Genomic DNA, 23,680 nt, shown 5'->3' on the forward strand with positions numbered 1-23,680 from the left:
AAATCATTGTCAATTTGCCGCGCGGAGGTTGAGCCGGCCGGACAGCTTGACGTACAGCGGATACGCTGCCAGCGACAGCACAACCCCTTTGAGTATGTTAAACGGCACGATGCTGTACAGGACAAACGACCAGACGCTGTCCGCCTGGAACTGGGCCAGGAGCTGCTCCAGCGGCACCTGGTAGAGAGCCGCGTAGGCCGGCAGCAGGAAATAGGCGTTGGCGACAGCCATGACCGCCGTCATCAGCACCGTTCCCAGCACAAGGCCGGCGGCAAAGCCCTTTTTCCCCATGCCCCGGCGCTGCAAATAGATGGCCGCCAGGATAAAGCTGGCGCCCGCGACCACGTTGGCCACCTCGCCGATCAGCAGGCCGTCCGTATTTTTCAACAGCATGTGCAGCGCGTTTTTCAGCACTTCCACCAGCACCCCGGCGACCGGTCCGTAGAGCAGGCCCCCGATCAACGCGGGCAGCGTGCTGAAATCCAGCTTCAGGAACGGCGGCAGCATCGGTACCGGAAACTCGAGATACTGCAGAACAAACGCGACCGCCGCCAGCATGGGAATCGCCACCAGCCGCTGGGTCGCTTGCGATGAGCGCATCGCTGTTACTTTCATCTGTACCATCTCCTCACGTGTTTCTTCCTTCTGATGAGGAATGGCAACGAGTACGTCCCGCCTGCCCGGCCGTCCATCCGAACCAATCGTAAAACAAAAGCCCTGAGGATTCGTTTCTCCTCAGGGCTTGCGTACGCGGACAGCGACCCATGACTGCGCCAACAGGTATGCGAAATCGAAGGGGGCCCGATCGGGCATGCACCCCCCGCATCCCGCACCCGCGCACAGGCAAACAAGCACGTGCGGTGTACGTACTGTCGTCATCCTTCTCCCATCCAGACTGTACTGTCGGCTCCGGATTCGCACCGGATCCTGCACTCCCAGGCGTTTCCGCCAGGGAGGCTCGCGGGCTTACGCGCCTTGCGCGATCACCGCCGGTCGGGAATTTCACCCTGCCCCGAAGGAATTGTGGTATTGGTTGTTACCAGCTTATTATACGGCGTCGCCGATTCATTTGACAATGCCGGAAGTGTCTCTGCGCATTTGCCGGACGAACGACCGGGGGCTCCGCTGTTCCCCGCCTGAAGCCAAACGTTACCACATTGAAACAGGCGCGTGTGGTGGTTTTAATTCTCGCCTATACGCCGATTCGTTCACGAAAATCTCCCCTGATAAACAAAAAGACTCACCCTGGTCCGCTTTGTGTAAACACAAGTCGCGTGGTGAGTACTAGATTGCCTGTCAAGGGAAGAGCGGGTCACGACCCCGCTCCTCTGTATTTGCGCACGCCCCAGTTCCAGACGGCGAGCCCGATGCCGAAAAAGATCACGCCCATGACCGGCGTGAACGCCGCGTAGGTGTACCACGTCTCCTTGCGCAAAAAGTAGGCGGCCGGGTAGACGCCGACGAAGGCGAACGGCAGGATGTACGTCAGCACGAAGCGAATCACCTTGTTGTACACGTCCACGGGATAGCGGCCGTACTGCTGGATGTTCCAGATCATCGGCGCGATGCCCGTGCGCGAGTCGGAGAAAAAGCTGATGGCGGCAATCGCCGTGTACACCCCGGCGTAGATCAGCGCCCCGCCGATCACCAGCACGACAAACACCAGCGGATCGTACCAGTGGAAGGACAGATCCAGCTTGAAAGCGGCGTAGCCCATGATGATCAGCCCGGAGATGACGCCGAAGATGCGGTCCGGCGCCATCGATTCCAGGCACACCTGGGCCAGGTTGTGCAGCGGCCGGGTCAGGATGCGGTCCATCTCGCCGCGGATGATGTAGCGCTCGTTGAAGTCCCAGAAGCTGAAAAACATCGAAAACAGCGCATACGGAATCAGGAAGAAACCGTAGATAAAGATGATTTCGTCCCGCGTCCAGTCTTTCAGCAGCGGCACGTGCTGAAAGACGACGATGATGAAGACGAGATTGATCAGCTCGTAGATCAGATTGGAGACCAGGTCGCCGAAAAAGTCGGCCCGGTACGCCAGCCTGGTCTTGAAATACTGTCCGAGGTAATCGGCAAAGACGCCGATGATGTGTCGCGCGTTTTGCATCGGCTACCCTCCCTGCACGACCAGTTTGTGACGGGCCCGCCGCCACAGGATCAGGATCGGCATGAAAATCACCGCGATCCAGGCGGCCTGCAGCCCGATCAGCTCCCACGCCCGCTCCGGCGAAATCGCGCCGGTGAAGATCAGGCTGGGATAGTAGTTGATCGCCTGAAACGGCAGCCAGCCCATCAGCGTCTGGGCCCAGCCGGGGAAAAAGCTGATCGGCAGCACCAGGCCGGACATCAGATCGACGATCACCCGCTTGGCCCGCATCATCCCGTCGTTGCGGAACAGGAAAAAGGTAAACAGGCCGGTCAGCAGGTTCAGCTCCGTGTTGATGACAAACGCGAGCATGAGGCTGACCAGGTACAGGCCCCAGGCTTCCGGCGTTCCGGGGAAGCGGAACGGGATCAACAGGCTGACCAGAAAGATGCCGGGCGCCGCGAAAAAGAGCAGGCGAAAGACGCCCTCGCCGAACGCCTGCGCCGTTTTCACGGACAGGTAATTGTAGGGCCGGATCATCTCGATGGCCACCTTGCCTTCCCGCACGTCCTGAGCGATCTCCATGTCGATGTTGTTGAAGTAGAACGCCCGGGACATCCAGGCGATGGCGACGTATGCGGTCATCTGCTCCACGGTGAGGCCGCCGAGCTGCTGCTGGCCGCCGTAGATCGCTCCCCAGAGGAAGTAATAGGCGCCGATGTTGATCGCGTAGATGATGATGCCGCTGTAGTAGTTCACCCGGTAGGCGAGCATGGTCAGAAACCGGATGCGGATCAGTTCCAGATAGAGTTTACCCATGGCTGACGACCTCGCCGTCGGCCGAGTAGATGTTGCGCACGATGTCTTCCGTGCTGGCCTCCTTGATCTTCACGTCGCTCACCTCAAACGAGCCCATCACCACGGACAGGACGAACGGCAGCATGTCCTGGCTGCGCACCACCTTTACCCGCAGCGAGAACTCGTTGTCCCGCAGGATTTCACAGGGCAGCTCGCCGAGCGCTGCCCGCAGCTCTTCCGGCGCGGTCCGCTTCTTGAACTGGAATGCCACCTCGGTGCCGTTGCCCCACTTCTCTTTCAGTTCAGCCAATTGGCCGTCAAAGATCAGCCGGCCTTTGTCCATCACCAGCACCCGCTTGCAGAGCGCCTCGATGTCGGACACGTCGTGCGTGGTCAAGAGGATCGTCGTCTGTTCCGTTTCGTTCAGGTTGCGCAGAAATTCCCGGATTTTCTGCTTGACCAGCACGTCCAGCCCGACCGTCGGCTCGTCGAGAAAGAGCAGCTTCGGCTTGTGAATCAAGGCGGCGGCCACTTCGCAGCGCATGCGCTGGCCGAGGCTCAGCTTGCGCACCGGCTGGCTGACGAACGAAGCGATGTCCAGCTCCTCGATCAGGCGCTCCAGCCAGCGCTCTCCCGCTGCGTCGTCCACCTTGTAGACGTTTTTCAGCAGGCGGAACGATTCCAGCGGCGAGAGGTCCCACCAAAGCTGGGAGCGCTGTCCGAAGACGACGCCGATGGAGCGAACGTACTGCTCCCGCTGCCGGTACGGCACGTAGCCGTTGATGACGATCTCGCCGCCGCTCGGGGTGAGAATCCCCGTCAGCATTTTGATCGTGGTTGATTTGCCGGCCCCGTTTTCCCCGATCAGGGCGAACATCTCCCCTTCCTCGACGGTAAAGGAAATGTCGTCAACCGCCTTGACCGTCTTGTACTCCCGGCTGAACAAGTCGCGAAACGCACCCGCCAGGCCGGCACGGGCCTGATGGATGTGAAACTCCTTTTGTAGATGACTGACACGAATCATGACAACCCGTCCTTTGCTTGGCCTCTACGTAATCCATAGCTAAGTTTAGCGAAGGCCACTCATTTCTGCAAAATCAATTGTGCTGGAAAACGCTGTGCGCCTTTTTTTCGCTCTGCGGCTTCGTCTTTCCGAAACAAACCCCCACCTCCCTCGTCATACCGTATAAAGGATCGACTTTCCCCTGAAAGGAGTCAACCCGCATGCGTCACTCCCTGCTTCGTCTTCTGCTGTCCAGCATGATCCTGACAGGCTGTTGGGCAAACGTGCCGCCTTCCGACAAGCCGGAACCCACAACCGCCCCCGCTGCCTCTCCCGACTCTTCCCGCCAGACCTCTCCGGACGAATCGGTGTCCATTGTGATCACGCCCGCTTCGCCCAAAGTTGACGGAACCATCACCCTGCACGAGTTTCCCGAAGCCATTTCGCTCTCCCGGCAGGTCCCGGGTGCAGCGGTCGCGTTTACGGCCCGGCTGGCACGGGATGAAACGGTCACATGGCGGTTGGGAACGGATGAAGACGCCGCGGACGGCTGGTCGGTTTTACGCCCGCATTTTCCCCTCAACGAAGCGTACGTCATCACCGCAGAGGTACTGGGAGACAGCGGTGAGGTGCTGCAAACGGTCACGCTTGATTCGGTGGTGGCGCTGGACAGAAACGCACCCCATCTCTTCGACGAACGTTCGGCCAAAGCCGGCGACGTGGTTGCCGGAATGACCATCACGTCCTTTTCCATGACACCGTTCCCCGACATGCCTCTCTCGTACGCGGGAATCGTGGAATTCGCCGGCGAAACGACGGTGAAAGCGACGTACCAGCACTTTGGAGCGGAGACGGAATTTTTGGCCAATGCCATTTGCTTTCACGTGGACCCGGAATACGAGACGCGACTCCCGCGCAGCCTGGGAGATGAGCGGGCGACGTTTTTTTGCGCCAAAAACGCGGACGCGATCCGCGCGCATGTCGGTCCCGCAGGAAGCACCGGACACGCCACGGTGCTCCTTGACCACTACACCTATGACTACCGTCCCACGGAGACCTGGAACCGGGCCACCGTCGTCAAGATCGATGCCGAACCGGACCCCAATCTGTTCGACGAGACCGCCGTCAAAACGGGCGATGTGGTCGCGGAGTGGACAGTCACGGCCATCGAGAAGACAGGAAATACCTACCATGACTTTGGCATCATTCGCTTTTCCGGCGAAGCCCGGGGCACCGGTACTTTTTATCAGTAAAATGCCGAAACGGTCTGTTTTGAGCCGGATCGTTCATTTGCAGGAAAAATCCCCCGCAGCCTGCAGGAGCCGCGGGGGACGGGGGTGTGCGCCGCAAACAGCCGGGACGTGCTGGCCAAACTGGGGAACGTGACGAACCGCCGTGGAGAACTCGTGATCAGCGACTACCGGTACGACAAGCGCGACTCGATCGATTCCTTCAACCTGGCGGTGTTTGTGGACTATCGGCTGCTGGACAGGTAGATCACCATCCCGGTTTTATCGTCCGACTTTTTGAAGCGGGGATAGGCGATGCACTCGGGGTCGCCGTTTTCCAGGGCGAGCAGGTCATCGGCATAGGCCTGCAGCCCTTTTTTCACGATCGGCAGAACTGTCGCCTTCCAGCCGGTCCACGCTTCTCCCCGGGCGGTCGGCCACAGCAATCCGTCTGTCACGAGCACGACGACCTTCACGCCGGTCCGGTTGATCTTCCCGTACTCCAGAAAGTCGCGGCAGGCCGGATCGCCGTTCAGCACGCCGTAGCCGCCGTCCGTATTGGCCTGATACCGGTTGTCGATCAGAATATCGCGGACGTACTCGATCAGTTCCGCCCTCGTCCGCATGCCCGCCTGGATGCCTTCCTCCCATTTGCGAAAGGCTCTCTCCTCCAGATGTTTGACCTGCGGATGGGTCAGGGCCCGCACCGTATCATCCGCGTACACGGCAAACAGCATGCAATCCCCGGTCTGCGCGTAGCGAATCTCCTTCTCGCCGATCCGCACCGCCGCCACAGCCGCACCCCACAGCGCTTCTTTCCGGGACAGGTCCACCTGTTCGCTTTGCATCCGCTCCCGCAGACATGCATTGGCCGCGAGCAGGGCATCGAGCAGATCGCTGTCCGCAGGCAGATGCTGCAAATGCTCTTTCACTACCCGGGCGGCGATCGCTCCACCCGTCATCCCCGCTTCGTCCGTATACGGGACCAGTGACGACACGCCGTCAATCACGGCGTACACGCGCTGGGACTCGTTGACGGCATAGGCGTCCTCGTTGGGGCTGCCGCCGCTTCCGGCAATCGACAGGCATTCGATTCGCATGATGGTTCAACCGCCTCCTTGCGCTCTGGAAACCACCGCAAAATTGTATCATTTTTCCAAAACCCCCGCCAGATGCACCTTTCCCGATTACGCCCCGGAGCCGGCTGTGGTAAGATGATGAAGGACTTTGTGGACAGAAAAGAGGGAGTACATATGAAACGAGATCGATCCGCGCAACTGCACGAAGAGGCGATGGAGGTCATCCTGGGAGGGGTGAACAGCCCGTCCCGCTCGTTCAAGGCGGTCGGCGGCGGCGCCCCCGTCACGATGGAACGGGCGCAGGGCGCCTATTTCTGGGACGTCGACGGCAACCGGTACATCGACTATCTGGCGGCGTACGGCCCGATCATCACCGGCCACGCCCACCCGCACATTACCAAGGCGATCGCTGAAGCGGCGGCCAACGGCACGCTGTACGGCACGCCGACGCCGTGGGAAATCCAGTTTGCCCGCATGATCCGCGAGGCGATTCCGTCGATGGAACGCATCCGCTTCAACAACTCCGGAACGGAAGCGGTGATGACCTGCATCCGCGTCGCCCGCGCGTACACGGGACGCGTCAAGATCATCAAATTCGCCGGCTGCTACCACGGCCACTCCGACCTGGTGCTGGTGGCGGCGGGGTCGGGGCCGTCCACGCTGGGCATTCCGGACAGCGCCGGTATCCCGCAGAGCATCGCCAACGAAGTGATCACCGTCCCCTACAACGACATTGACGCGTTTGCGGAAGCGATCCGCGTCTGGGGACATGAGACCGCCTGCGTCCTGGTGGAGCCGATCGTCGGCAACTTCGGGATCGTGCCGCCCAAGCCCGGTTTCCTGGAAGCGGTGAACCGGATCGCCCACGAGGCGGGCGCGCTGGTCGTCTACGACGAAGTGATCACCGGCTTCCGCTTCTGCTACGGCGGGGCGCAAAACCTGCTGGGCGTGGAACCGGACCTGACCGCGCTGGGCAAAATCATCGGCGGCGGGCTGCCGATCGGCGCGTACGGCGGCCGGCGCGAGATCATGGAGCAGGTGGCGCCGCTCGGTCCTGCCTACCAGGCGGGCACGATGGCGGGCAATCCAGCGTCGATCCGGGCCGGCATTGCCTGCCTGGAGGTGCTCCGGCAGCCGGGCGTGTACGAGGAGTTTGAACGGTTGGGGGCGCTCCTGGAACAGGGTATTCGCCGCGCTGCCGATACACACGGAATCACCGTTCAGGTGAACCGCGTCAAAGGAGCGCTGGCCGTCTACTTCACGGACCGGCCGGTCACCGACTACGCCTCCGCTCAGGCGGCGGACGGGGAATTGTTTGCCCGCTTCTTCCGGCTGATGCTGGACGAGGGCATCTGCCTCGCGCCGTCCAAATACGAAGCCTGGTTCATCACCACCGCCCACACGGAAGACGACATTCGTGCCACCGTGGCGGCCGTGGACCGCGCATTTGCCGCGCTCGCGAAGTAACCGGGCAGAAATTGCCTGCGGGAGCCGCCAGCCGTTCCGGGCATACTAGCCTGTGACAGCACACAAACAGGAGGGAACCCCGTGTCCAAAGGCGAACACACTTACCCGCAGGCGCCGGAAAAGACAATGGACCCGAAGATGAGTTCCAAGATGATGGAGGTCGTGGGCTTCCAAAACCCGCGAAAAACCGAACATCACAAAACCCAACAGCACGACCGATAACCGATGGACGAAAAAGCGCATTCCTCTATTTACCAAAGGGGAATGCGCTTTTTTTAAAGCCCGTGGGACAGCCGTTTTTATCGAACAAAAACATTTTATTTGCATAAAAACGCTTTCAAACGCATAAAAAGCCAGACGATTCCTTGTGTCCCCCTTTTATTCGTGGTATTCTAGACATTACAATTTTGAACTTTCCGAATTGTCTACAGGGGAGGTGGAGGGTCAGGCCATCTGACCGAGACCATGCTACACAACAGACAGAGAAAAACGATTGAGCAGTTTCAAGGCTACCATGCGATCGAACACGACAGCTGCGGCATCATCTGTATCATCGAGAAGTCGGGAACGCCGACGCGGACCAACGTGCAGGAAACGATCCGCTCGCTGATCCAGATGGAACACCGCTCCGGCTTTATCGACGGGGAAGGGGACGGCTGTGGCATTCTGACGGACATCCCCCGCGCGCTCTGGTCGGCCTATCTGCACCAGGCCGGGCTGGACGGCGACGTGGCCCGTGATCCGCGCTTTGCCGTCGCCCACATCTTCGTGCCGCGCACGGGCCACGACCCGCAGGCCGTCCAGGAAGCGATTCGCGGGCTGTTCGCCGCGCACGGCGTGGAGATCCTGCTGGAGCGGGAAAACGCCGTCAACCCGGCGGTGCTCGGCAAAAACGGCAGGCGGGACGAACCTGTCTTCTGGCAGCTGGCCGTCTTCGCGCCGGAAGGCTTGAGCCAAGCCGCGTATGCCAGCCGCCTGTTCGAGCTGCACATCGCCATCGAATCGGCCCACAACGTGCACGTCGCTTCGCTCAGCCCGGTTACCAGCGCGTACAAGGTAATGGGCGCCGCCAACATTCTGCCTCAGTACTTTCACGACCTGGCTGACGAACGCTTTGTCTCGTCCGTCACCATCGGTCACAACCGCTATTCCACCAATACCTTGTCCAACTTCTTCCGCGTTCAGCCGTTTTCCCTCTTGGGCCACAACGGCGAGATCAACACGATCAGCAAGCTGGAAGAAGAAGCGCAGATGCTCGGCGTGCCTTTGGTCGACGGCGGCAGCGACTCGCAAAACGTCAACCGCACGATCGAGACCTTCATCCACCGGTACGGCCTGAGCCTGTTCGAGGCGATGGAAGTGGTGTTCCCGCCGATCCATCACGAGATGAAAAACCTGCCGGATGACCTGCAGGACTTGTACACGTACCTGCGCCAGGCCTGGGGCCACTTTGCCCAGGGACCGGCCGGGATCGTTTCGCGGTACGGCAGCGAGTGCGTGTTCAGCGTCGACGCCCTGGGGCTGAGACCGCTGTGGATGGTGGAAAGCGCCACGTCCTATTATTTCTCCTCCGAGCAGGGGATCATCCCGGTTCATCAAATGGCAAGCGAACCGAAACCGCTCGCGCCCGGGGAAAAGGTGGGCGTCATCCTGCACGAGGGGCGCGAGGTGGAAGTGATCCCGCACCACAAGCTGCAGGAGATCGTCCGCGACCGCTTCGCGGAAAAGGTGGAGGCGGCCGGTGCCCGTCAGCACCTGCACTTTGCCTATGAGACCAACGCGCTCGTCGCCGAACCGGACACGCCGGCTCCGACCTCTTCCGTCTACAGCGCGTTCGGCTGGGACCGCGAGCAGATTCAGCTCGTGGAGCAGATGTCCGCCAACGGCGCCGAACCGATCCGTTCGCTCGGCCACGACGGGCCGCTGGCGGCACTGTCCAAGGAGCGGCAAAACCTGGCCGACTACATCAAGGAAAGCGTGGCCGTCGTCACCAACCCGGCGATTGACCGCGACCGGGAGATCGAGCATTTCTCCACGCGCGTCGTGATCGGGACCCGCGTACCTCTGTCCGGCAAATCCTCGGACGGCCTGCGCCTGGAGCTGCCCTCGCCGCTTCTCTTCGAAGGGCAGTCGCTCCAGGAGACGGCGCAGCAGCAGGGCACGCTGTCGCTGGAACAGGTGATTCACTACTTCAACAACCATCCGTCCAGCATCGCGATCCTCTCGACCCACTTCGAGCGGGAAAGCGGACTCGCAAGCGGGCTGAAACGGCTGCAGGAATCGGCCGTGCAGGCGGTGCAAAACGGAGCCGTGCTGCTCGTGCTGGACGACACGGAGACGCATCAGAACGGCCGGTACTGGATCGATCCGCTGCTCGCCGTGACCGCTGTCGACCAAGGCTTGAAAGCGGCGTTTGACGCCGACGGCACCAGCCTGCGCCGCCGGGCCGGCATCATCCTCCGCTCCGGCGCCGTCCGTTCGCTGCACGACCTGGCCTTGTCGCTCGGTTCCGGAGCGGACGCGGTCTCGCCGTACCTGATGTTTGCCACCGCCTTTGCCAAAGAGGGAGCGACATCGGCCGCCAATCTCTACGTCGCGCTGAACAAGGGGCTGGAGAAAGTGATCTCCACCATCGGCATCCACGAACTGCGCGGCTACGGCCGGCTGTTCTCCTCCATCGGGCTGCACAAGGACGTGGCGGAGGCGCTCTCCATCGTCAACTTCTGCGGTTCCGATCGGGCCGGCCTCTCCTTTGCCGATCTGGAGGCGGACAGCGTCAAACGGCACGAGGATTACGCCAGTGCGACGGCGCGGGAAGCCAAGACGTTCCACATTTTCCCCCGCCTGTGGAAACTGATCGGGCAGGTGGCCGCCGGCGAGATTCCGTACGCCGACTACGCGTTGAAGCTGGAAGAAAACGAACGGGACAACCCGATTGCGATTCGTCACGTGGCCGACTTTGCCTATGACCGGACCGAGCGGCAGGTGGATCCGGCACAGGTGGACATCAGCGTAGGCGAGCACTCGCTGCCGTTTTTGATCTCCTCCATGTCGTTCGGTTCGCAGAACGAAACGGCCTTCCGCGCCTACGCCGAAGCCGCCGACCAGCTCAACATGATCTGCATGAACGGCGAAGGCGGCGAAATCAAAGACATGCTCGGCCGCTACCGCAAAACGCGCGGCATCCAGGTGGCGTCGGGACGCTTTGGCATCAACGTGGAACTGGCCAACGCGGCGAATATCCTGGAAATCAAGATCGGCCAGGGGGCGAAACCGGGCGAAGGGGGACACCTGCCCGGCTCCAAGGTAACGACGAAAATCGCCGCCGCCCGGAACGCCACGATCGGCTCCGACCTGATCTCGCCGTCCAACAACCACGACATCTACTCCATCGAAGATCTGGCGCAGATGATCACGGAGCTGAAGACGGCCAACCACGAAGCCAAGGTGTGCGTCAAGGTGCCGGTCGTGCCCAACATCGGGACCATCGCCGTCGGCATCGCCAAGGCAGGCGCCGACTTCATCACCCTCTCCGGCTTTGACGGAGGAACGGGGGCGGCCCGCGTCCACGCCCTGCAGCACGTGGGGCTGCCGGCCGAGATCGGCGTCAAAGCCGCCCACAATGCCTTGCTCGAAGCAGGGCTTCGCCACAAGGTGGAACTGTGGGCCGACGGCGGCGTGAAAAGCGCAGCGGACGTCGTCAAGCTGATGCTGCTCGGCGCCAATCGCGTCGGCTTCGGCACCCTGGCCATGATCGCCGTCGGCTGCACCACCTGCCGCGGCTGTCACCTGGACACCTGCCACGTGGGCATCGCCACCCAGATCGACTCGCTGGAAGAGGCCCACGAAAAAGGGCTGCGCCGCTTTGTGCCGCGCCAGTTCGACCTGGCCGTCAACGGGCTGAAAACCTTCTTTACCCTGTTTGGCGAGGAAGTGCGCCGCATCACCGCTGCGCTCGGCTTCAGCCGCACGCAGGATCTGGTCGGCCGCTCCGACCTCCTGGTCCAAACCCGCCTGTTGGAGCGAATCGACCTGTCGGCGCTGCTGGCCGTCCATCCGCTGTACACGCCGGAGACAGCCGCCGTACAGGCGAAAGAAGCGGAGGAGCGCGTGCTGGTCACCGCCGGCGCTGCCGCCGCATCGGAGAACCGCTACTTCAGCCCGGACCGTCCCATCCGGGAGACGTTTGCCGGCATTCTGTCCAGTGAACGCGTGCTGGGCAGCCGCTGGTCCGGCGCACGGGTGAAAGATTACCTGGACGGCAGCTACGCTTCTCTGCCGGAAGTGTCGCTCCACTTCACCGGCGGCAGCGTGCCGGGCAATGGTCTGGCCGCCTACAACGCACAGGGCGTTACCATTCGCGTGGAAGGCGGCGCCCAGGACGGCGTCGGCAAAACCAGCTTTGGCGGCCGCGTCTCCATCCTCAAGCACAAGGGGCTGAACGGCGCGTACATCAACGGCTCCGTCGGCAAGAGCTTCTGCTACGGGGCGCAAAAAGGCTTGTTCATCGTGCAGGGCAACGCCGATTCCCGCGCCTGCATCCGCCTCTCCGGGGCAGACGTCGTGTTCGGCGGCGAAATTACCGAGCCGATTCGTGACGAGCTGGGCGGCATCGGGGCACGGGCCAACCTGAAAGGCTTTGCCTTTGAGTACATGACCAACGGGCGCGCCGTCGTGCTGGGCGATCCCGGTCCGTGGATCTGCGCGGGCATGACCGGCGGTGTCGTCTACGTCCGCCTCCAGCCGGAGATGGGCTTTGACCGGGCAGCCCTGGAGCGCCGGATCGCCAAGGGGGCGAAGGTGTTCCTCTACCATCTGGACGAAAAAGGCGTAAGCGACGTGCGCGAGCTGCTCTCCGCCTACAAGGAAGAACTGCTTGCCACCGAGCAGTACGAGACGGCGGGCCGCATCCAGAAGCTGATCGACGATCCGGCCGCCCACTTCCTGATGATTTCGCCGAAAAAAGAGCAGGCTGATCCGTCTGTCTCCACCGAGTGACGCTCCCCGCCTGCCCGGCAGCCTGCCGGACGGGACCGACGTCCTGCAACCACTCGCACTCTTCCCTTTCCCGGGAAGAGTGCTTTTTTTGCCACATATAAGCATTCGCTGATATTGTCAATGTTGGTCAAAGACTGTACAATAAATAGTGAAACCGTCACCGATGATGATCGTACAATTGAGTGTAGGGCAAACTACGTTGTGTTGTTCTTATCAGGTATGATCATAGATGAGGAGTGATAGCGAATGATTTTGTTTCACCCCATGGATTTTCTGATTTTCATCGCGTTCGGCCTGTCGCTGTGGGCCCAGTTTCGCGTCAAGGGAACGTTTAACCGCTACGCCGATGTTCCCGCGTCTTCCGGCCTGACCGGTGCGGAGGCAGCCCGCCGCATGCTGGACGCCAACGGCCTGACGCACGTTCCGGTTGAACACATCCCCGGTACGCTGACCGACCACTACGATCCGATTTCCCGCACGGTCCGTCTGTCCGATCCGGTCTACTTCGGCAATTCCATCTCGGCTATTTCCGTCGCCTGCCACGAGGTAGGGCACGCCGTGCAGCACAAGGTCTCCTACCCGATGCTGGTGGCCCGCCACCGCATCTTCCCGGTCGTCAACTTCGCGTCGGGGATCGCACCGCTGCTGCTGCTGGCCGGCTTCTTCTTCCATGCGGCCAATCTGCTGTTTTTGGGGATCGTCTTCTTCTCCGCAGCGGTCGCCTTCCAACTGATCACGCTGCCGGTCGAGTTCAACGCAAGCAGCCGCGCCAAAGACATGATGGTCAAAATGGGCTTCATCCGCAACACGGAAGAACGGGGCGTCAACAAGGTGCTGGGTGCCGCCGCGCTCACCTATGTGGCCGCCGCGCTGATCTCCGTGCTCGAACTGGCAAAGTACGTGATGATCTTCAACAGCTCCAACGAAGACTGATGAGAATTGCAGCGCATGCACTGACAGGTACAGCCTCCCGGTTTCGGGAGACTGTACCTTTTTCATTAAATCCGCTACGATAGGAGAGAAGGCATGTATGTACATAGGAATAATCGGGTTGGGCAGCATGGGGCAGATGTTGGTGAAAGGCTTTTGCAAAAGCGGCGTCGTCACCCCCGGCGAGCTCGTCGTCTTCAACCGGACGCGGGAAAAAGCGGAGCGCCTGCGGCAGGAATACCCGTTTGCGATCGCATCGACCGCTCAAGAGGTGTGCCAACGGGCGAACATCGTGTTCATCTGCACGAAACCGCTTGATGTTGTGCCGCTGCTGCGAACGCTCGACCTCCCCGCGGAGACGCACCTCGTCTCCGTCGCGGCCGGTGTCACCTTGGCCGACCTGGAGGCGGTCCACGCGGGGCCCGTCAGCAAAGTGATTCCGACGGTAACCTCGCAGGAACTGCGCGGCGTCTCCCTGTACGCCTGCGGACGCCGCGTGACGCCTGCGCTGCGGTCCGGGCTGCTCCGTCTGCTGACCGCGCTGGGGAAAGCGGAGGAGGTCTCGGAGGAGAGCATCGAGACGGCCACCATTCTGACCAGCAGCGCTCCCGGTCTCTTTGCCGGCATTCTCGACGCGTTTGCCCGTGCTGCGGTGCGGCAGTCCCCGGAACTGGAACTGGATACGGCGCGCCGAATGCTGGCGGAGACGCTCATGGGCACTGCGCTGCTGCTGGAAAACGAGCGGCTCGATTTTCACCGGTTGATCGAACGGGTCGCCACCAAAGGGGGCATCACCGAAGAAGGCCTGCGCGTGCTGGACCGCACGCTCCCGGCCGCGTTTGACGACCTGTTTGCTGTGACGAAAGCCAAACACGCCCTGCTGAAAGAACGGCTGCAGCAGTTTTCCCGCAACGAGAAAGGAGACAGATGAGATGAAAATCGGATGGATCGGGCTGGGCAACATGGGCATTCCGATGGCCGGCAATCTGTTGGCCGCCGGATATGAGGTGAAGGTGTGGAACCGCACGCCAAACAAGGCGGAGCCACTGCTCGCGCGGGGAGCCGCCCTGGCCGGCTCGTTGGCCGAACTGGCGGCGGAATGCGATATCGTGTTTACGATGGTTAGCGATGACGAGGCGGTCAAGGCGGTCTACACCGGACCGGAGGGTCTGCTCGCTTCCGGTGCGCGCGGCACACTGGCCGTGGACATGAGCACGGTCTCGCCGGAGACGTCCCGCTTTGTGGCGGAACAGTGCCGGCAGGCGGGCTTCCGCTTCCTGGACGCGCCGGTCTCCGGCAGTGTCGGCCCGGCCAAAGAAGGCAAGCTGGTAATCATGGTCGGCGGCGACGAGAGCGACTTTGCCCAAGTCAAACCGCTGCTGGACAAGCTGGGCAAGCTGGCGCTTCACCTCGGCCCCAACGGCGCCGGCACGTCGGCCAAGCTGGCCATCAACCTGCTGTTGGGCATCACCGTGCAGGGAGCGGCCGAAACCCTGCTGTTCGCCCGCAGCATGGGCATCCCGACCGAGCAGATGCTGACCATTATCGCGGAGAGCGCGGTCGGCACGCCGCTGATCCGCGGCAAGGAAGCGTCCATTCTCGCCGACGACTACCCGGCCGCGTTTGCCCTCAAGCACATGGCCAAAGACCTGCGCCTCGCCCGCGAAGAAGGCGTCTCCACGCCGCTGGCCGAATCGGTGGCCGCCTGCTACCGCGCCGCGCTGGAGGACGGCCTGGGCGATCTGGACGTGATGGCGATTCTGCGTTTTCTGGACCGGAAGTAGAGCCGGTCCATTTTTTATTTTGCACAGGCAGAGACAGCAGTGGGTGGAGAACAGAACGTGCTGTTTGCTACAATCATGGTAGGATGGTATCACGAGAAAGGAGGAGTGGGACGCTGTGAGATTCCCTTCAAGAGTAGATCGTTGGCTGGCCGTTGTGATCTGGGGGACCATGCTGCTGGTGATTCTGGAAGGGGTCCAATCCTTGTTTACAGGAACCTTGGGAACAAACGAAAGAATCGCCCTGTTTTTCGTTCACTTCGTTTTGCCTTGTTTCCTCCTCTGGCTGGTTACGTCGGTCTGCTACATCATCGAAAACGATGCCTTGATCATCCAATACGGACCGTTCAAGAAAATCATCCCGCTCGACAGCATCAACAGGGTGAGAAAAACTTCAAACCCGCTTGCCAGTCCGGCCTTGTCGCTGAAAAGGCTTGAAATTGTATACAATCATCAAAAAACGGTGCTGATTTCACCAAAAGACCGGGAAGCGTTTATGCGTTTGCTGCAAAAGCGCTGTCCGCATGCGGTCATGGAATGGTAAACAAACGGGACAGGGAAATGAAACCGCCCCTTCCACGCAGCAGCCCCCTCCGGTACACCCGGAGGGGGCTTTTTCTGTGCCTTCCTTACACTCTCCGCAAACGCAATGTCAGCAGCGCGGCGATTCCGGTCAGCGCGGCGGCGAGGAAATAAGCCCAGCGCGGCCCCAGCCATTCGGCTGCCGCTCCCATCGCCAGCACCGAGCAGCCGAAGACCAGCGCATCCATGGTTCCCTTGGCGGACAGCACGACGGGCAGGTCTGCCTCGCCGGCCGCCTGCTGCAGCAAGGTTTGTTTGGCGATCGCCTGGAGCTGAAACACCGGCCCCAGCGCAAACGAGAAAACAAGAGCGGCAACCGGACTGCCGCTTGCACCAAACAGCAGGGTGACGAGACCGCTGGCTGCCGTTCCGACCGTCACCCAGCGCGGCAGGTTGTCCCGCAGGCGGGAGGCGAGTGCCAGCATGACGGCGCCGCCCGCAATCGAGCCGAGCATGTAGGCCGCGTTAAGATAGCCCCACCACGCTTCCCCTTTCTTCAGAACTTGGGTCACAAACGGCAGCATGATAGCAGCAACCCAGACCGCTCCCGCCCATCCTTCCAGCACGTCAATCGCCACGAGCAAACGGAGCCGCCTGTTTCCGCCAATGGCCCGCCAGCCGGCCAGCAAGCCCTTGTCATCCTCGCGCCGTTCCGTCCCGGAGACGGGATGGACGAAAATCAGCGCCACAGTGGCCAACAGATACGCGGCCGACGTTCCCCAGAGTACGGCAGCGTGCCCCAGCCAGGCAACCAGCAGGCCCCCCGCCGCCCATCCGGCAAACTGGACGGACTGGTCCGTCGCGGCCAACAAGCCGTTGGCCCGAAGCAGGCGCTCCCGCTCCACCAGTCGGGGCACCAGGGCGTTGCGCGCCGGAGCGGCCCAGCCATCCAGAAACGCGATGGCAAACACCAGGAAGTGGTTACGAATTTCTTATGTCTCCGTTTCCCGCAAGGGCTTTTTTCGGAAGAAGCTGAAGAACACCCAGCCGGCATTGATGAACAGCAGGGCGCTGGTCATCAGGAACACCCCGTTGATGCTGACGAAACCGGCCAGGAAGCCGCCGATCATCGGCCCCAACATGCTGCCCATGCTGACAAAGCTGTTGTTGTACCCGTACACGCGGCTGATCATGTGACTGGGCGTGAGACGGCGCAGCAGGGCGTTGACAGAGGGGAGCAGGCCGCCGAGCGACAAACCGAGCAAAAACCGAAGCACCGCCAACTGGGTAACATTTGCCGCCAGGGCCTGCGGAACGAACAATGTGGCCGCGAACAGCAGGCTGCCGAACAAGACCCGGTGGGAGCCGTAACGGTCTCCCAACCGTCCCAAGAGCGGCGCCGCCAGCACGTTGGCGATGCCGGTGGACGCCTGGACCACGCCCGCCCAGAAGGCGACGTTTCCCTGCTGATGCAAAAGCTGCGAAATGTAAATCGGCAGCACCGGCACGATGCTGAACAGGGCAAACTGGATCATCACCGTCACGAAGAAGACCGCCGGCAGCTCCCTGGAGGTGAAAATCTTGCGAAAATCATCCGACAGACTGGAGCGTTCCCTGGCCTTCGGGGGCACAAACGCTTCCTTTACGGTAAACGTAATCACCAGCGTCGCCAACAGGACCAGGCTGCCGGTCACGACAAAGATCATGCGGAACCCGATCCGATCGGCCAACACCCCGCCGATCAGCGGTCCCATAATGGAGCCCGCAGTCACGAACGACTGCAGCAGCCCCAATGCCCACCCCGCTTTTTCCCTGGGCGCGTTGGAGGCGACCAGGGCCGTGCTGGCCGGGATGATGCCTCCCACCGTTCCGTTCAAGAGGCGCAGGGCCAAAAGCTGCCACAAGCTCCCGGCAAAACCGGTCGCCGCGATGATGACGGACATGAAGTAACCGGAGCGCAAGATCATGATTTTGCGGCCGTACTTGTCAGCCAGATTGCCCCAGATCGGGGACACCAGACTGGCGGTCAAAAAGTTGGCGCCAAAAATGACTCCTGCCCATGCGGTCACTTCATGCGGGTCTTCCACCCCAAAATCCTTCTGGATATACAGAGGCAAAAACGGCATGACCATGCTCATCGCCATCATGACGACAAACAGCGCCCCGCACAGTACATACAAGTTGCGTCTCCACGTTTCCACGGGAGCCCTCCTCCTTTCCGGTGCGAGGAAACGCGTCGGCCTCGTCGTCTCCTCCACGGCCCCACGCGTATTCGTTGACAGGCTGGGTTCCCTACGACACCGGTTGCTGTTCCGTGGGAGCGCCCAGATCCTGCACGCTCCACAGATTATGATACACACCTTTTTGCGCCAGCAATTCTTCGTGTCTTCCCTGTTCGACAATCCGCCCCTCTTTCATCACCACGATCTTGTCCGCGTGGGTGATGGTGGAGAGACGGTGAGCCACGATGATCGTGGTGCGCCCTTTGGTCAGGCGGGCCAGCGACTCCTGAATCATGTGCTCCGACTCCAGGTCGAGCGCCGACGTGGCCTCGTCCAGAATCAGGATGCCCGGATCGCGCAGGAAGACGCGGGCGATGGCAATCCGCTGTTTTTGCCCGCCGGACAGCTTGACTCCCCGCTCGCCCAGCTCGGTGTCGTATCCATCGGGCAGTTCCATGATGAACTCGTGGGCGTTGGCCGCCTTGGCCGCTTCGATCACGGCCGCTTCATCCGCTTCAGGATTGCCCATCAGGATGTTCACCCGCGCCGATTCGCTGAACAGGATGTTGTCCTGCAGCACCATGCCGATGTGGCTGCGCAGATTCTGCTGCTGCACGTCGCGGATGTCGACCCCGTCGATGGTGATCCGTCCTTCCGTCACATCCCAGAAGCGGGGCAGCAGGCTGATCAGCGAGGTCTTGCCTCCGCCCGACATGCCGACGATGGCGACCGTCTCGCCCGGATTGATCGTCAAATTGACGTGATCCAGCACCAGCGGCCCTTCCTCCCGATAGCGAAACGAGACGTTTTCAAACCGGATTTCGCCGCGAATCCGCCCCGTCTGCGGATCGACCGGCAGCCGGCCGGCGCCGGGCTTGTCGACGATGTCATACGATTCGTCGATAAATTCAAACATCCGATCCATCGAAGCCACGGCCTGCGTCAGCGTGGTAGACGAGTTGACCAGCCGGCGCAGCGGCGTGTAGAGGCGTTCCAGATACGCGTAAAACGCCACCAGCGTACCGGTGGTGAGCGTTCCCCCGATCACCTGGTAACCGGCGTAGGCGATCACCATGAGCGGCGCGATGTCCGTGACCGTGTTGACCACGGCAAAGGTGTTGGCGTTCCAGCGCGTATGGTCCAGCGCCTTTTGCAGAAAGCGGTTGTTTTCCTTGGCGAACGCCCGGGTTTCGTGCTCCTCCAGGGCAAAGCTGCGGATCAGCGACATGCCGTTTACGCGCTCGTGCAGGTGACCCTGCAGGTGGGCCAGGGCGGCCGAGCGCTCCCGCGTAAGCTGCCGCAGCCGCTTGTAGAAGTATTTGACGGACACCGCGTACAGCGGAAAGACCAGAATCGCGACCAGCGTGAGCTTCACGTCCATGTACAGCATCACGCTGAGGGTCAGGCCGATCGTAATCAGGTCCAGCCAGATGTTCATCAGGCCCGTTTCGATAAAGCTCTTGGTCGACTCCACGTCGTTGATGACCCGGGAGACCACTTCCCCCGTCTTGTGATTGTTGTAGTAGCGCATGGAGAGCCGCTGCAGATGGGCGAACAGTTGGTTGCGGATGTCAAACAAGATGCGGCTGGACACCCACTGGGCGTAGTACTGCCGCAGGTACTCCACGGGCGCCCGCACGACGGTAAAGACCACAAAGGCCACCGCCATCAGCCAGAACAGTTGGGTCAGCTTCTCTTCCCGGGGCATGGGGCTGGGCAGCAGGTCATCAATCACGTACTTGATCATCAGCGGCAGAAGCAGCGGTATCGAAAACTTGATGATGCCGATAAAAATGGTCCCCAGGATCTGTTTCCAATAGGGCATGACGTAGGCCATGTAACGCCGGATGCTGCTCACGGTCATCCCTCCTTTTGCCAGTTCCCGCTTTCCCTCCTACATCTATTCTTCCCGGGGCAGATGATGACCGGCCAAACAAGGAAATCCCTCTCCCGGCCGTTCGGGAAAGGGATCATTCCTCGTCTTCGCGCACCAACAGGTAACGCTCGTACCAGCGTTGGACAAATCCGTTTTGAAAAGGGCCCCGCCGCAAGCGGACCCAATCCAGCACTTCCCGGAGAGCGGTCTGCACGCGTTCGACGACGAACGGAGGGTAGTTCATCTGCTTGCTGTGCAGCAGAAACTCCTCTTCGTCGAGAATGGTGTAAGTCATGTCGGGAAACACTTTGACGTCCAGATCGTAATCGATGTAGCTCAACAGATTTCCTTTCAGGCTAAAAGGCGAACCGATGTTGCAGTAGTAATAAATGCCGTCGTCGCGAATCATCGCGATGGTATTGAACCACTGTCCGCGGCCAAACGTGCAGATGGCAGGCTCTCTCGTCCGCCATTCCCGGCCGTCTGCCTCTGTTACCTTGACCCGGTCGTTGCCCCCAATCACGACCGCATCGCTGGAATGAATCAGCGTCGTCTTGTCCCAGATGCGGTGCAGTGAATGGTCGTGCTTAAAGCTTTCAATGCGGATGATGGAGCCTGGAGCTGGCGACATGACTCTCCCCTTTCTTCTCTTCTCTATATGAATGGGGATAAGCCTCCCTTAAGAAGAGAGCTTTTTGGAAAGTGTAACATATTTTTGCATCTCGTAGCCAAGTGAATAGTAAAAAGGGAGAACCTCCGGGTTGTCCTGATTCACCATGATCAAGACGCGATGGACACCCCGTTGCTGGAAGCGTTTTTCGATCGCCTCCACCAGCTTCCGTCCGATGCCGGTCCCCTGCAGGCGGGGAGTAACGGCCAACCGGTAAAAGTAGGCGCGTGATCCGTCGATCGTGCCGACGACCACCCCCACCACTTCTCCATCCTTTTCCGCAACCATGACCAAATCGCTGTCCCAGGCCAACTGTTTGGCCAGGTCGTTCAATGACTCCGTTTCCGATTCTTCCAAACCGGTTTCTTGCCAGATACGCGTTATCGCCGAATAGTCACCGAGCCGAAACGGACGAATCAGCATACGTTGCCTCCTTCGATGCCTTCTTCTCCTATTGTACACCACTTGGACAACTTTGTCTCCGTATGAACGCGAGAAACAGGTCGCGATCGGGGATACAGCCCGTCCGGCCCGGCCCAAACGGACTTAGGTCAACAGCGACAGGCCGCCGTCCACGATAATGGTCTGGCCGCGGATCATCCAGGCCTGATCGGACAGCAGGAACATGACCGCATTGGCCAGATCGTCCGGCTCCACGATGCGGCCGGCCGGTGTCCGCGCCGCCGAGTGGGCCAGGAGCTCCTCGCGGTTGGGGAAGTGACGGAGCGCGTCGGTGTCCACGGCTCCCCCGGAAACCGCGTTGACGACGATGTTGTACGGCGCCAGTTCGACGGCCAGGTAGCGGGTGAGGGCTTCCAGTGCCGCTTTGGAAACGCCGACAGCGGTGTAGTTGTCCAGCACGCGAATCGAGCCGAGGCTGGAGATGCTGACGATTTTCCCGCCCTCGCCGTTCTTCATCATTAGTTTGGCCGCTTCCTGTCCGCAGAACAACAGGGCCTTGCTGTTAATCTCCATCGTCCAGTCCCAGTGGCTCTCTTCCAGTTCCATCAACGGGCGCAGCACACCGGACGCGGCGTTGTTCACCAGCACGTCCAGGCGGCCGAACTCCCGGTCGATTTCGGCAAACAGCTCTTTGATTTTGGCCACGTCGCCCACGTTTGCCTTCACCAGGTGAACGCGGACTCCCAGGGCTTCCAGCTCCGCCGCCGTTTCGCGGGCGGCCGTGCGGTTGCGCAGGTAGTTGAGCACCAGGTCATATCCCTGTTCCGCCAGCCGACGCGCGATCGCCTTGCCGATCCCCCGGGTTCCGCCCGTAACGAGCGCCACTTTTCGGTTTGTATGCATGAGGGTTCCTCCTATCACACCAACTATTAATATCAGGTACCAAAAAAGAACATTCTCATTATACACCGGGACTGTCTGATTTGCCACCGGACCACTTGCTCCCGGCGGCGGGACGGCAGGGATGGAAGCGGCGGCGGACAGCCATACTAAACGAAACAACTTGTGCCGGAAGGCGGGGAAGGAGTGTTTTCATGTTCATAGGCCGCGAACTGTCCGAGCTGACGATGACACCGCTCTCCCGTTGGGAATTGAACGAACTGCTCTACTACCATCACGCCATGTCCCAACTGGCTGCCTATCTCAATGCCGAAGGGAGTTCGCTCCACGCCCGCATCGTCCGCGAGCTGGAATCCCGCGGACCGGTCGGAGGAGACGGCGGCGGCTGGGATCACGCGTCCGCGCCGATTTACGATTGAACAAAAGGAGGGAATGCCGATGAAAACCGCAACCCGCCAATGGGGCATCATCATCGGGATCGTGGCGATCAGTCTTGCCGCCATGATCGGACTGCTGTACATGTTCTGGTAACCCCGCCAAAAGGCTGTCCGGCTCCCGCGTCCAGGCCGGAGCTGTCCGTTGTTGTCAGAAAATACTTTCTTCTTGCAATTGGGCAAAAAATGCTTTACACCAAGAAAAAATTGCCATATTCTAAGAATATGATTCATCACTTGAATGGAAAGGAGGCTGTGCCGCTATGATGATCAAAGGAAATCCCAATGGAACCGATTTGCTCGTGGTTGCTCCAACTTCATACGGCAGTGCCTCCCGGACGGACGAATCGTAGCAGGACTCGTGTCTTTGCCATGCCCCTTTCGTTGTATACCCGACCGCAGGCGCTGTCGCTTGCGGTCTTTCTGTTTCTTTGCTGCTGGAAACAAGACCGCAGGCTTTGGCCCGCGGTTTTTTTGTCACTTTTTCCTTGGAAGGAGGTGAGACGGATGGTATTCCACTTCTTGTTTTTCACGGTGAAGATCGAGCGCAAAAAGCCCAGCGCCAAACAGCGCGCCGCCGAGTACCAGCGCGCCCGCTATTTGCAGGAACGCGCCGAGGCCCAGGCGCTCGAAGCCGCCCGGTATCCGGAATTTCTCACTCGCGTGTAACGCGAAACAGAACCCCGATGAGGAGGAATGTTGTATGAGCAGCAGGCAAAAACGTCAAAGGATGCGGTTCACGGGAGTCAAATCGATAGACGGCGGCTGACTGAACCAGACAGTTTGCACAGGAGGGGTATGGTCATGTACATTCCGATGATTTTCTTTACCATCATCATCGAAAGACGCGTGATCTCCGCGGAAGAGCGCGAAGCCCGCTGCCGGCAGCAGCAGGCGATCGCGGAGTGGGAAGAGCAGCGCATGCGGCAGGCGTCCCAGTTTCCCGAGTACTGTACGCGGCTGTAAGCGCGGAGCAAACATCCACCTGCGACAAAAGCGACCGGTCACCGGTCGCTTTTGTCTGAGACAAACCTATTGCAGCGGTGGAGAAGCATGTTTCCAGGCGGAGCGACTTGTGAGCCCTACCAAGCGGAGCAGCGATTTGCGGGAAAAAGGAGCGCCACCTCTGAATGGGCTGCGCAGCGATGCGGCTTTGGCGATCCCCCGCAAATCGGTGCGGAGCGGGCAGCCTGTGCTTCTCTGCTGGGCGAGCACGGAGCGGATGCCGGAAACGTGCTTCTCCCTCCAGCAGTTACTTTGTCTGCACACTGAAGCGACCG

The 23,680-nt window shown here is 60.7% G+C and carries 23 protein-coding genes and 1 riboswitch; of the genes, 12 read left to right on the plus strand and 11 right to left on the minus strand.

Features of this window, described 5'->3' with window-relative positions; translation table 11 throughout:
• Positions 1 to 9: 9 nt before the first annotated feature.
• From M516_RS0119440 to M516_RS0119455, 4 genes are all read right to left on the minus strand, one after another.
• Positions 10 to 615, minus strand: a complete 606-nt coding sequence (locus tag M516_RS0119440; protein WP_029100598.1) for an ECF transporter S component — start codon at positions 613 to 615, stop codon at positions 10 to 12.
• A 259-nt stretch (positions 616 to 874) separates the two neighbouring features.
• Positions 875 to 1,024: riboswitch (FMN riboswitch) on the minus strand.
• A 288-nt stretch (positions 1,025 to 1,312) separates the two neighbouring features.
• Complete coding sequence (locus M516_RS0119445) at positions 1,313 to 2,110, minus strand: ABC transporter permease (protein WP_029100599.1); 798 nt, start codon at positions 2,108 to 2,110, stop codon at positions 1,313 to 1,315.
• Between the two features lie 3 nt (positions 2,111 to 2,113).
• Positions 2,114 to 2,908 (minus strand): ABC transporter permease, encoded by a 795-nt coding sequence (locus tag M516_RS0119450; protein ID WP_029100600.1) that lies wholly within the window; start codon positions 2,906 to 2,908, stop codon positions 2,114 to 2,116.
• On the minus strand, positions 2,901 to 3,911 hold the full coding sequence (locus tag M516_RS0119455) for an ABC transporter ATP-binding protein (protein WP_029100601.1): 1,011 nt from the start codon (positions 3,909 to 3,911) through the stop codon (positions 2,901 to 2,903). Before M516_RS0119455 ends, M516_RS0119450 begins: the two co-directional genes overlap by 8 nt.
• Before the next feature lie 200 nt (positions 3,912 to 4,111).
• Here M516_RS0119455 and M516_RS0119465 point away from each other — a divergent pair, with 200 nt between their 5' ends.
• Entirely contained in the window at positions 4,112 to 5,143 is a 1,032-nt protein-coding gene (locus M516_RS0119465; RefSeq protein WP_029100602.1) for a hypothetical protein, read from the plus strand.
• Between the two features lie 84 nt (positions 5,144 to 5,227).
• Positions 5,228 to 5,386 carry a hypothetical protein gene (locus M516_RS25740; RefSeq protein WP_193746999.1) on the plus strand — a complete coding sequence of 53 codons (159 nt, stop codon included), beginning with the start codon at positions 5,228 to 5,230 and terminating at the stop codon, positions 5,384 to 5,386.
• On the opposite strand, the gene M516_RS0119475 is transcribed toward M516_RS25740, so the two are convergent.
• On the minus strand, positions 5,365 to 6,219 hold the full coding sequence (locus tag M516_RS0119475) for a protein phosphatase 2C domain-containing protein (protein ID WP_029100603.1): 855 nt from the start codon (positions 6,217 to 6,219) through the stop codon (positions 5,365 to 5,367). The genes M516_RS25740 and M516_RS0119475 overlap by 22 nt on opposite strands.
• A gap of 153 nt (positions 6,220 to 6,372) precedes the next feature.
• On the opposite strand from M516_RS0119475, the gene M516_RS0119480 reads away from it, so the two are divergent.
• From M516_RS0119480 to M516_RS23990, 7 genes are all read left to right on the plus strand, one after another.
• Entirely contained in the window at positions 6,373 to 7,665 is a 1,293-nt protein-coding gene (locus M516_RS0119480; RefSeq protein WP_029100604.1) for a glutamate-1-semialdehyde 2,1-aminomutase, read from the plus strand.
• 81 nt (positions 7,666 to 7,746) lie between these two features.
• Positions 7,747 to 7,887, plus strand: coding sequence for a hypothetical protein (locus M516_RS25745; RefSeq protein WP_162836754.1), 141 nt, complete (start codon positions 7,747 to 7,749; stop codon positions 7,885 to 7,887).
• 243 nt (positions 7,888 to 8,130) lie between these two features.
• Positions 8,131 to 12,663 carry a glutamate synthase-related protein gene (locus M516_RS0119490; protein WP_051188309.1) on the plus strand — a complete coding sequence of 1,511 codons (4,533 nt, stop codon included), beginning with the start codon at positions 8,131 to 8,133 and terminating at the stop codon, positions 12,661 to 12,663.
• 249 nt (positions 12,664 to 12,912) lie between these two features.
• Positions 12,913 to 13,596 carry a zinc metallopeptidase gene (locus M516_RS0119495; RefSeq protein WP_029100606.1) on the plus strand — a complete coding sequence of 228 codons (684 nt, stop codon included), beginning with the start codon at positions 12,913 to 12,915 and terminating at the stop codon, positions 13,594 to 13,596.
• Between the two features lie 97 nt (positions 13,597 to 13,693).
• A complete protein-coding gene (locus M516_RS0119500) occupies positions 13,694 to 14,524 on the plus strand; it encodes a pyrroline-5-carboxylate reductase dimerization domain-containing protein (protein ID WP_029100607.1) in 831 nt (276 codons plus the stop codon).
• Position 14,525: 1 nt separating this feature from the next.
• The gene (locus M516_RS0119505; RefSeq protein WP_029100608.1) at positions 14,526 to 15,377 is read left to right on the plus strand and encodes an NAD(P)-dependent oxidoreductase; all 852 of its coding nucleotides are present in this window, start codon (positions 14,526 to 14,528) and stop codon (positions 15,375 to 15,377) included.
• Positions 15,378 to 15,492: 115 nt separating this feature from the next.
• Entirely contained in the window at positions 15,493 to 15,918 is a 426-nt protein-coding gene (locus M516_RS23990; protein ID WP_141669746.1) for a PH domain-containing protein, read from the plus strand.
• 85 nt (positions 15,919 to 16,003) lie between these two features.
• On the opposite strand, the gene M516_RS23995 is transcribed toward M516_RS23990, so the two are convergent.
• The 6 genes from M516_RS23995 to fabL form a co-directional block, all read right to left on the minus strand.
• Entirely contained in the window at positions 16,004 to 16,867 is an 864-nt protein-coding gene (locus M516_RS23995) for an MFS transporter (RefSeq protein ID WP_051188311.1), read from the minus strand.
• 21 nt (positions 16,868 to 16,888) lie between these two features.
• Positions 16,889 to 18,097, minus strand: a complete 1,209-nt coding sequence (locus tag M516_RS0119520) for an MFS transporter (RefSeq protein ID WP_029100609.1) — start codon at positions 18,095 to 18,097, stop codon at positions 16,889 to 16,891.
• Positions 18,098 to 18,188: 91 nt separating this feature from the next.
• Positions 18,189 to 19,982, minus strand: coding sequence for an ABC transporter ATP-binding protein (locus M516_RS0119525; protein ID WP_035290363.1), 1,794 nt, complete (start codon positions 19,980 to 19,982; stop codon positions 18,189 to 18,191).
• A 106-nt stretch (positions 19,983 to 20,088) separates the two neighbouring features.
• On the minus strand, positions 20,089 to 20,625 hold the full coding sequence (locus M516_RS0119530; RefSeq protein ID WP_029100611.1) for a DUF402 domain-containing protein: 537 nt from the start codon (positions 20,623 to 20,625) through the stop codon (positions 20,089 to 20,091).
• Between the two features lie 48 nt (positions 20,626 to 20,673).
• Entirely contained in the window at positions 20,674 to 21,087 is a 414-nt protein-coding gene (locus M516_RS0119535; RefSeq protein ID WP_029100612.1) for a GNAT family N-acetyltransferase, read from the minus strand.
• 123 nt (positions 21,088 to 21,210) lie between these two features.
• Positions 21,211 to 21,969 (minus strand): enoyl-[acyl-carrier-protein] reductase FabL, encoded by a 759-nt coding sequence (gene fabL, locus M516_RS0119540; RefSeq protein WP_029100613.1) that lies wholly within the window; start codon positions 21,967 to 21,969, stop codon positions 21,211 to 21,213.
• A gap of 191 nt (positions 21,970 to 22,160) precedes the next feature.
• Between fabL and M516_RS0119545 the strand changes: the two genes are divergently transcribed.
• From M516_RS0119545 to M516_RS25295, 3 genes are all read left to right on the plus strand, one after another.
• A complete protein-coding gene (locus M516_RS0119545) occupies positions 22,161 to 22,385 on the plus strand; it encodes a hypothetical protein (RefSeq protein ID WP_029100614.1) in 225 nt (74 codons plus the stop codon).
• Positions 22,386 to 22,907: 522 nt separating this feature from the next.
• Positions 22,908 to 23,069, plus strand: a complete 162-nt coding sequence (locus tag M516_RS25750) for a hypothetical protein (RefSeq protein ID WP_176703334.1) — start codon at positions 22,908 to 22,910, stop codon at positions 23,067 to 23,069.
• Positions 23,070 to 23,204: 135 nt separating this feature from the next.
• Complete coding sequence (locus tag M516_RS25295; RefSeq protein WP_141669745.1) at positions 23,205 to 23,366, plus strand: YrzI family protein; 162 nt, start codon at positions 23,205 to 23,207, stop codon at positions 23,364 to 23,366.
• The last annotated feature ends 314 nt before the right edge of the window (positions 23,367 to 23,680 follow it).

The organism is Brevibacillus thermoruber 423, assembly GCF_000454065.1.
GTDB classification, from domain to species: domain Bacteria; phylum Bacillota; class Bacilli; order Brevibacillales; family Brevibacillaceae; genus Brevibacillus; species Brevibacillus thermoruber.

Excerpts from the sequence above, each read along its gene's own strand:
- fabL (WP_029100613.1), bottom strand. The coding sequence starts at position 21,969 with ATGCATACAAACCGAAAAGTGGCGCTCGTTACGGGCGGAACCCGGGGG.
- M516_RS0119530 (WP_029100611.1), bottom strand. The coding sequence starts at position 20,625 with ATGTCGCCAGCTCCAGGCTCCATCATCCGCATTGAAAGCTTTAAGCAC.
- M516_RS0119525 (WP_035290363.1), bottom strand. The coding sequence starts at position 19,982 with ATGACCGTGAGCAGCATCCGGCGTTACATGGCCTACGTCATGCCCTAT.
- M516_RS0119475 (WP_029100603.1), bottom strand. The coding sequence starts at position 6,219 with ATGCGAATCGAATGCCTGTCGATTGCCGGAAGCGGCGGCAGCCCCAAC.
- M516_RS0119445 (WP_029100599.1), bottom strand. The coding sequence starts at position 2,110 with ATGCAAAACGCGCGACACATCATCGGCGTCTTTGCCGATTACCTCGGA.
- M516_RS0119505 (WP_029100608.1), top strand. The coding sequence starts at position 14,526 with ATGAAAATCGGATGGATCGGGCTGGGCAACATGGGCATTCCGATGGCC.
- M516_RS0119490 (WP_051188309.1), top strand. The coding sequence starts at position 8,131 with ATGCTACACAACAGACAGAGAAAAACGATTGAGCAGTTTCAAGGCTAC.
- M516_RS0119440 (WP_029100598.1), bottom strand. The coding sequence starts at position 615 with ATGAAAGTAACAGCGATGCGCTCATCGCAAGCGACCCAGCGGCTGGTG.
- M516_RS0119455 (WP_029100601.1), bottom strand. The coding sequence starts at position 3,911 with ATGATTCGTGTCAGTCATCTACAAAAGGAGTTTCACATCCATCAGGCC.
- M516_RS0119500 (WP_029100607.1), top strand. The coding sequence starts at position 13,694 with ATGTACATAGGAATAATCGGGTTGGGCAGCATGGGGCAGATGTTGGTG.
- M516_RS0119535 (WP_029100612.1), bottom strand. The coding sequence starts at position 21,087 with ATGCTGATTCGTCCGTTTCGGCTCGGTGACTATTCGGCGATAACGCGT.
- M516_RS0119480 (WP_029100604.1), top strand. The coding sequence starts at position 6,373 with ATGAAACGAGATCGATCCGCGCAACTGCACGAAGAGGCGATGGAGGTC.
- M516_RS0119545 (WP_029100614.1), top strand. The coding sequence starts at position 22,161 with ATGTTCATAGGCCGCGAACTGTCCGAGCTGACGATGACACCGCTCTCC.
- M516_RS0119450 (WP_029100600.1), bottom strand. The coding sequence starts at position 2,908 with ATGGGTAAACTCTATCTGGAACTGATCCGCATCCGGTTTCTGACCATG.
- M516_RS25750 (WP_176703334.1), top strand. The coding sequence starts at position 22,908 with ATGGTATTCCACTTCTTGTTTTTCACGGTGAAGATCGAGCGCAAAAAG.
- M516_RS0119465 (WP_029100602.1), top strand. The coding sequence starts at position 4,112 with ATGCGTCACTCCCTGCTTCGTCTTCTGCTGTCCAGCATGATCCTGACA.
- M516_RS25295 (WP_141669745.1), top strand. The coding sequence starts at position 23,205 with ATGTACATTCCGATGATTTTCTTTACCATCATCATCGAAAGACGCGTG.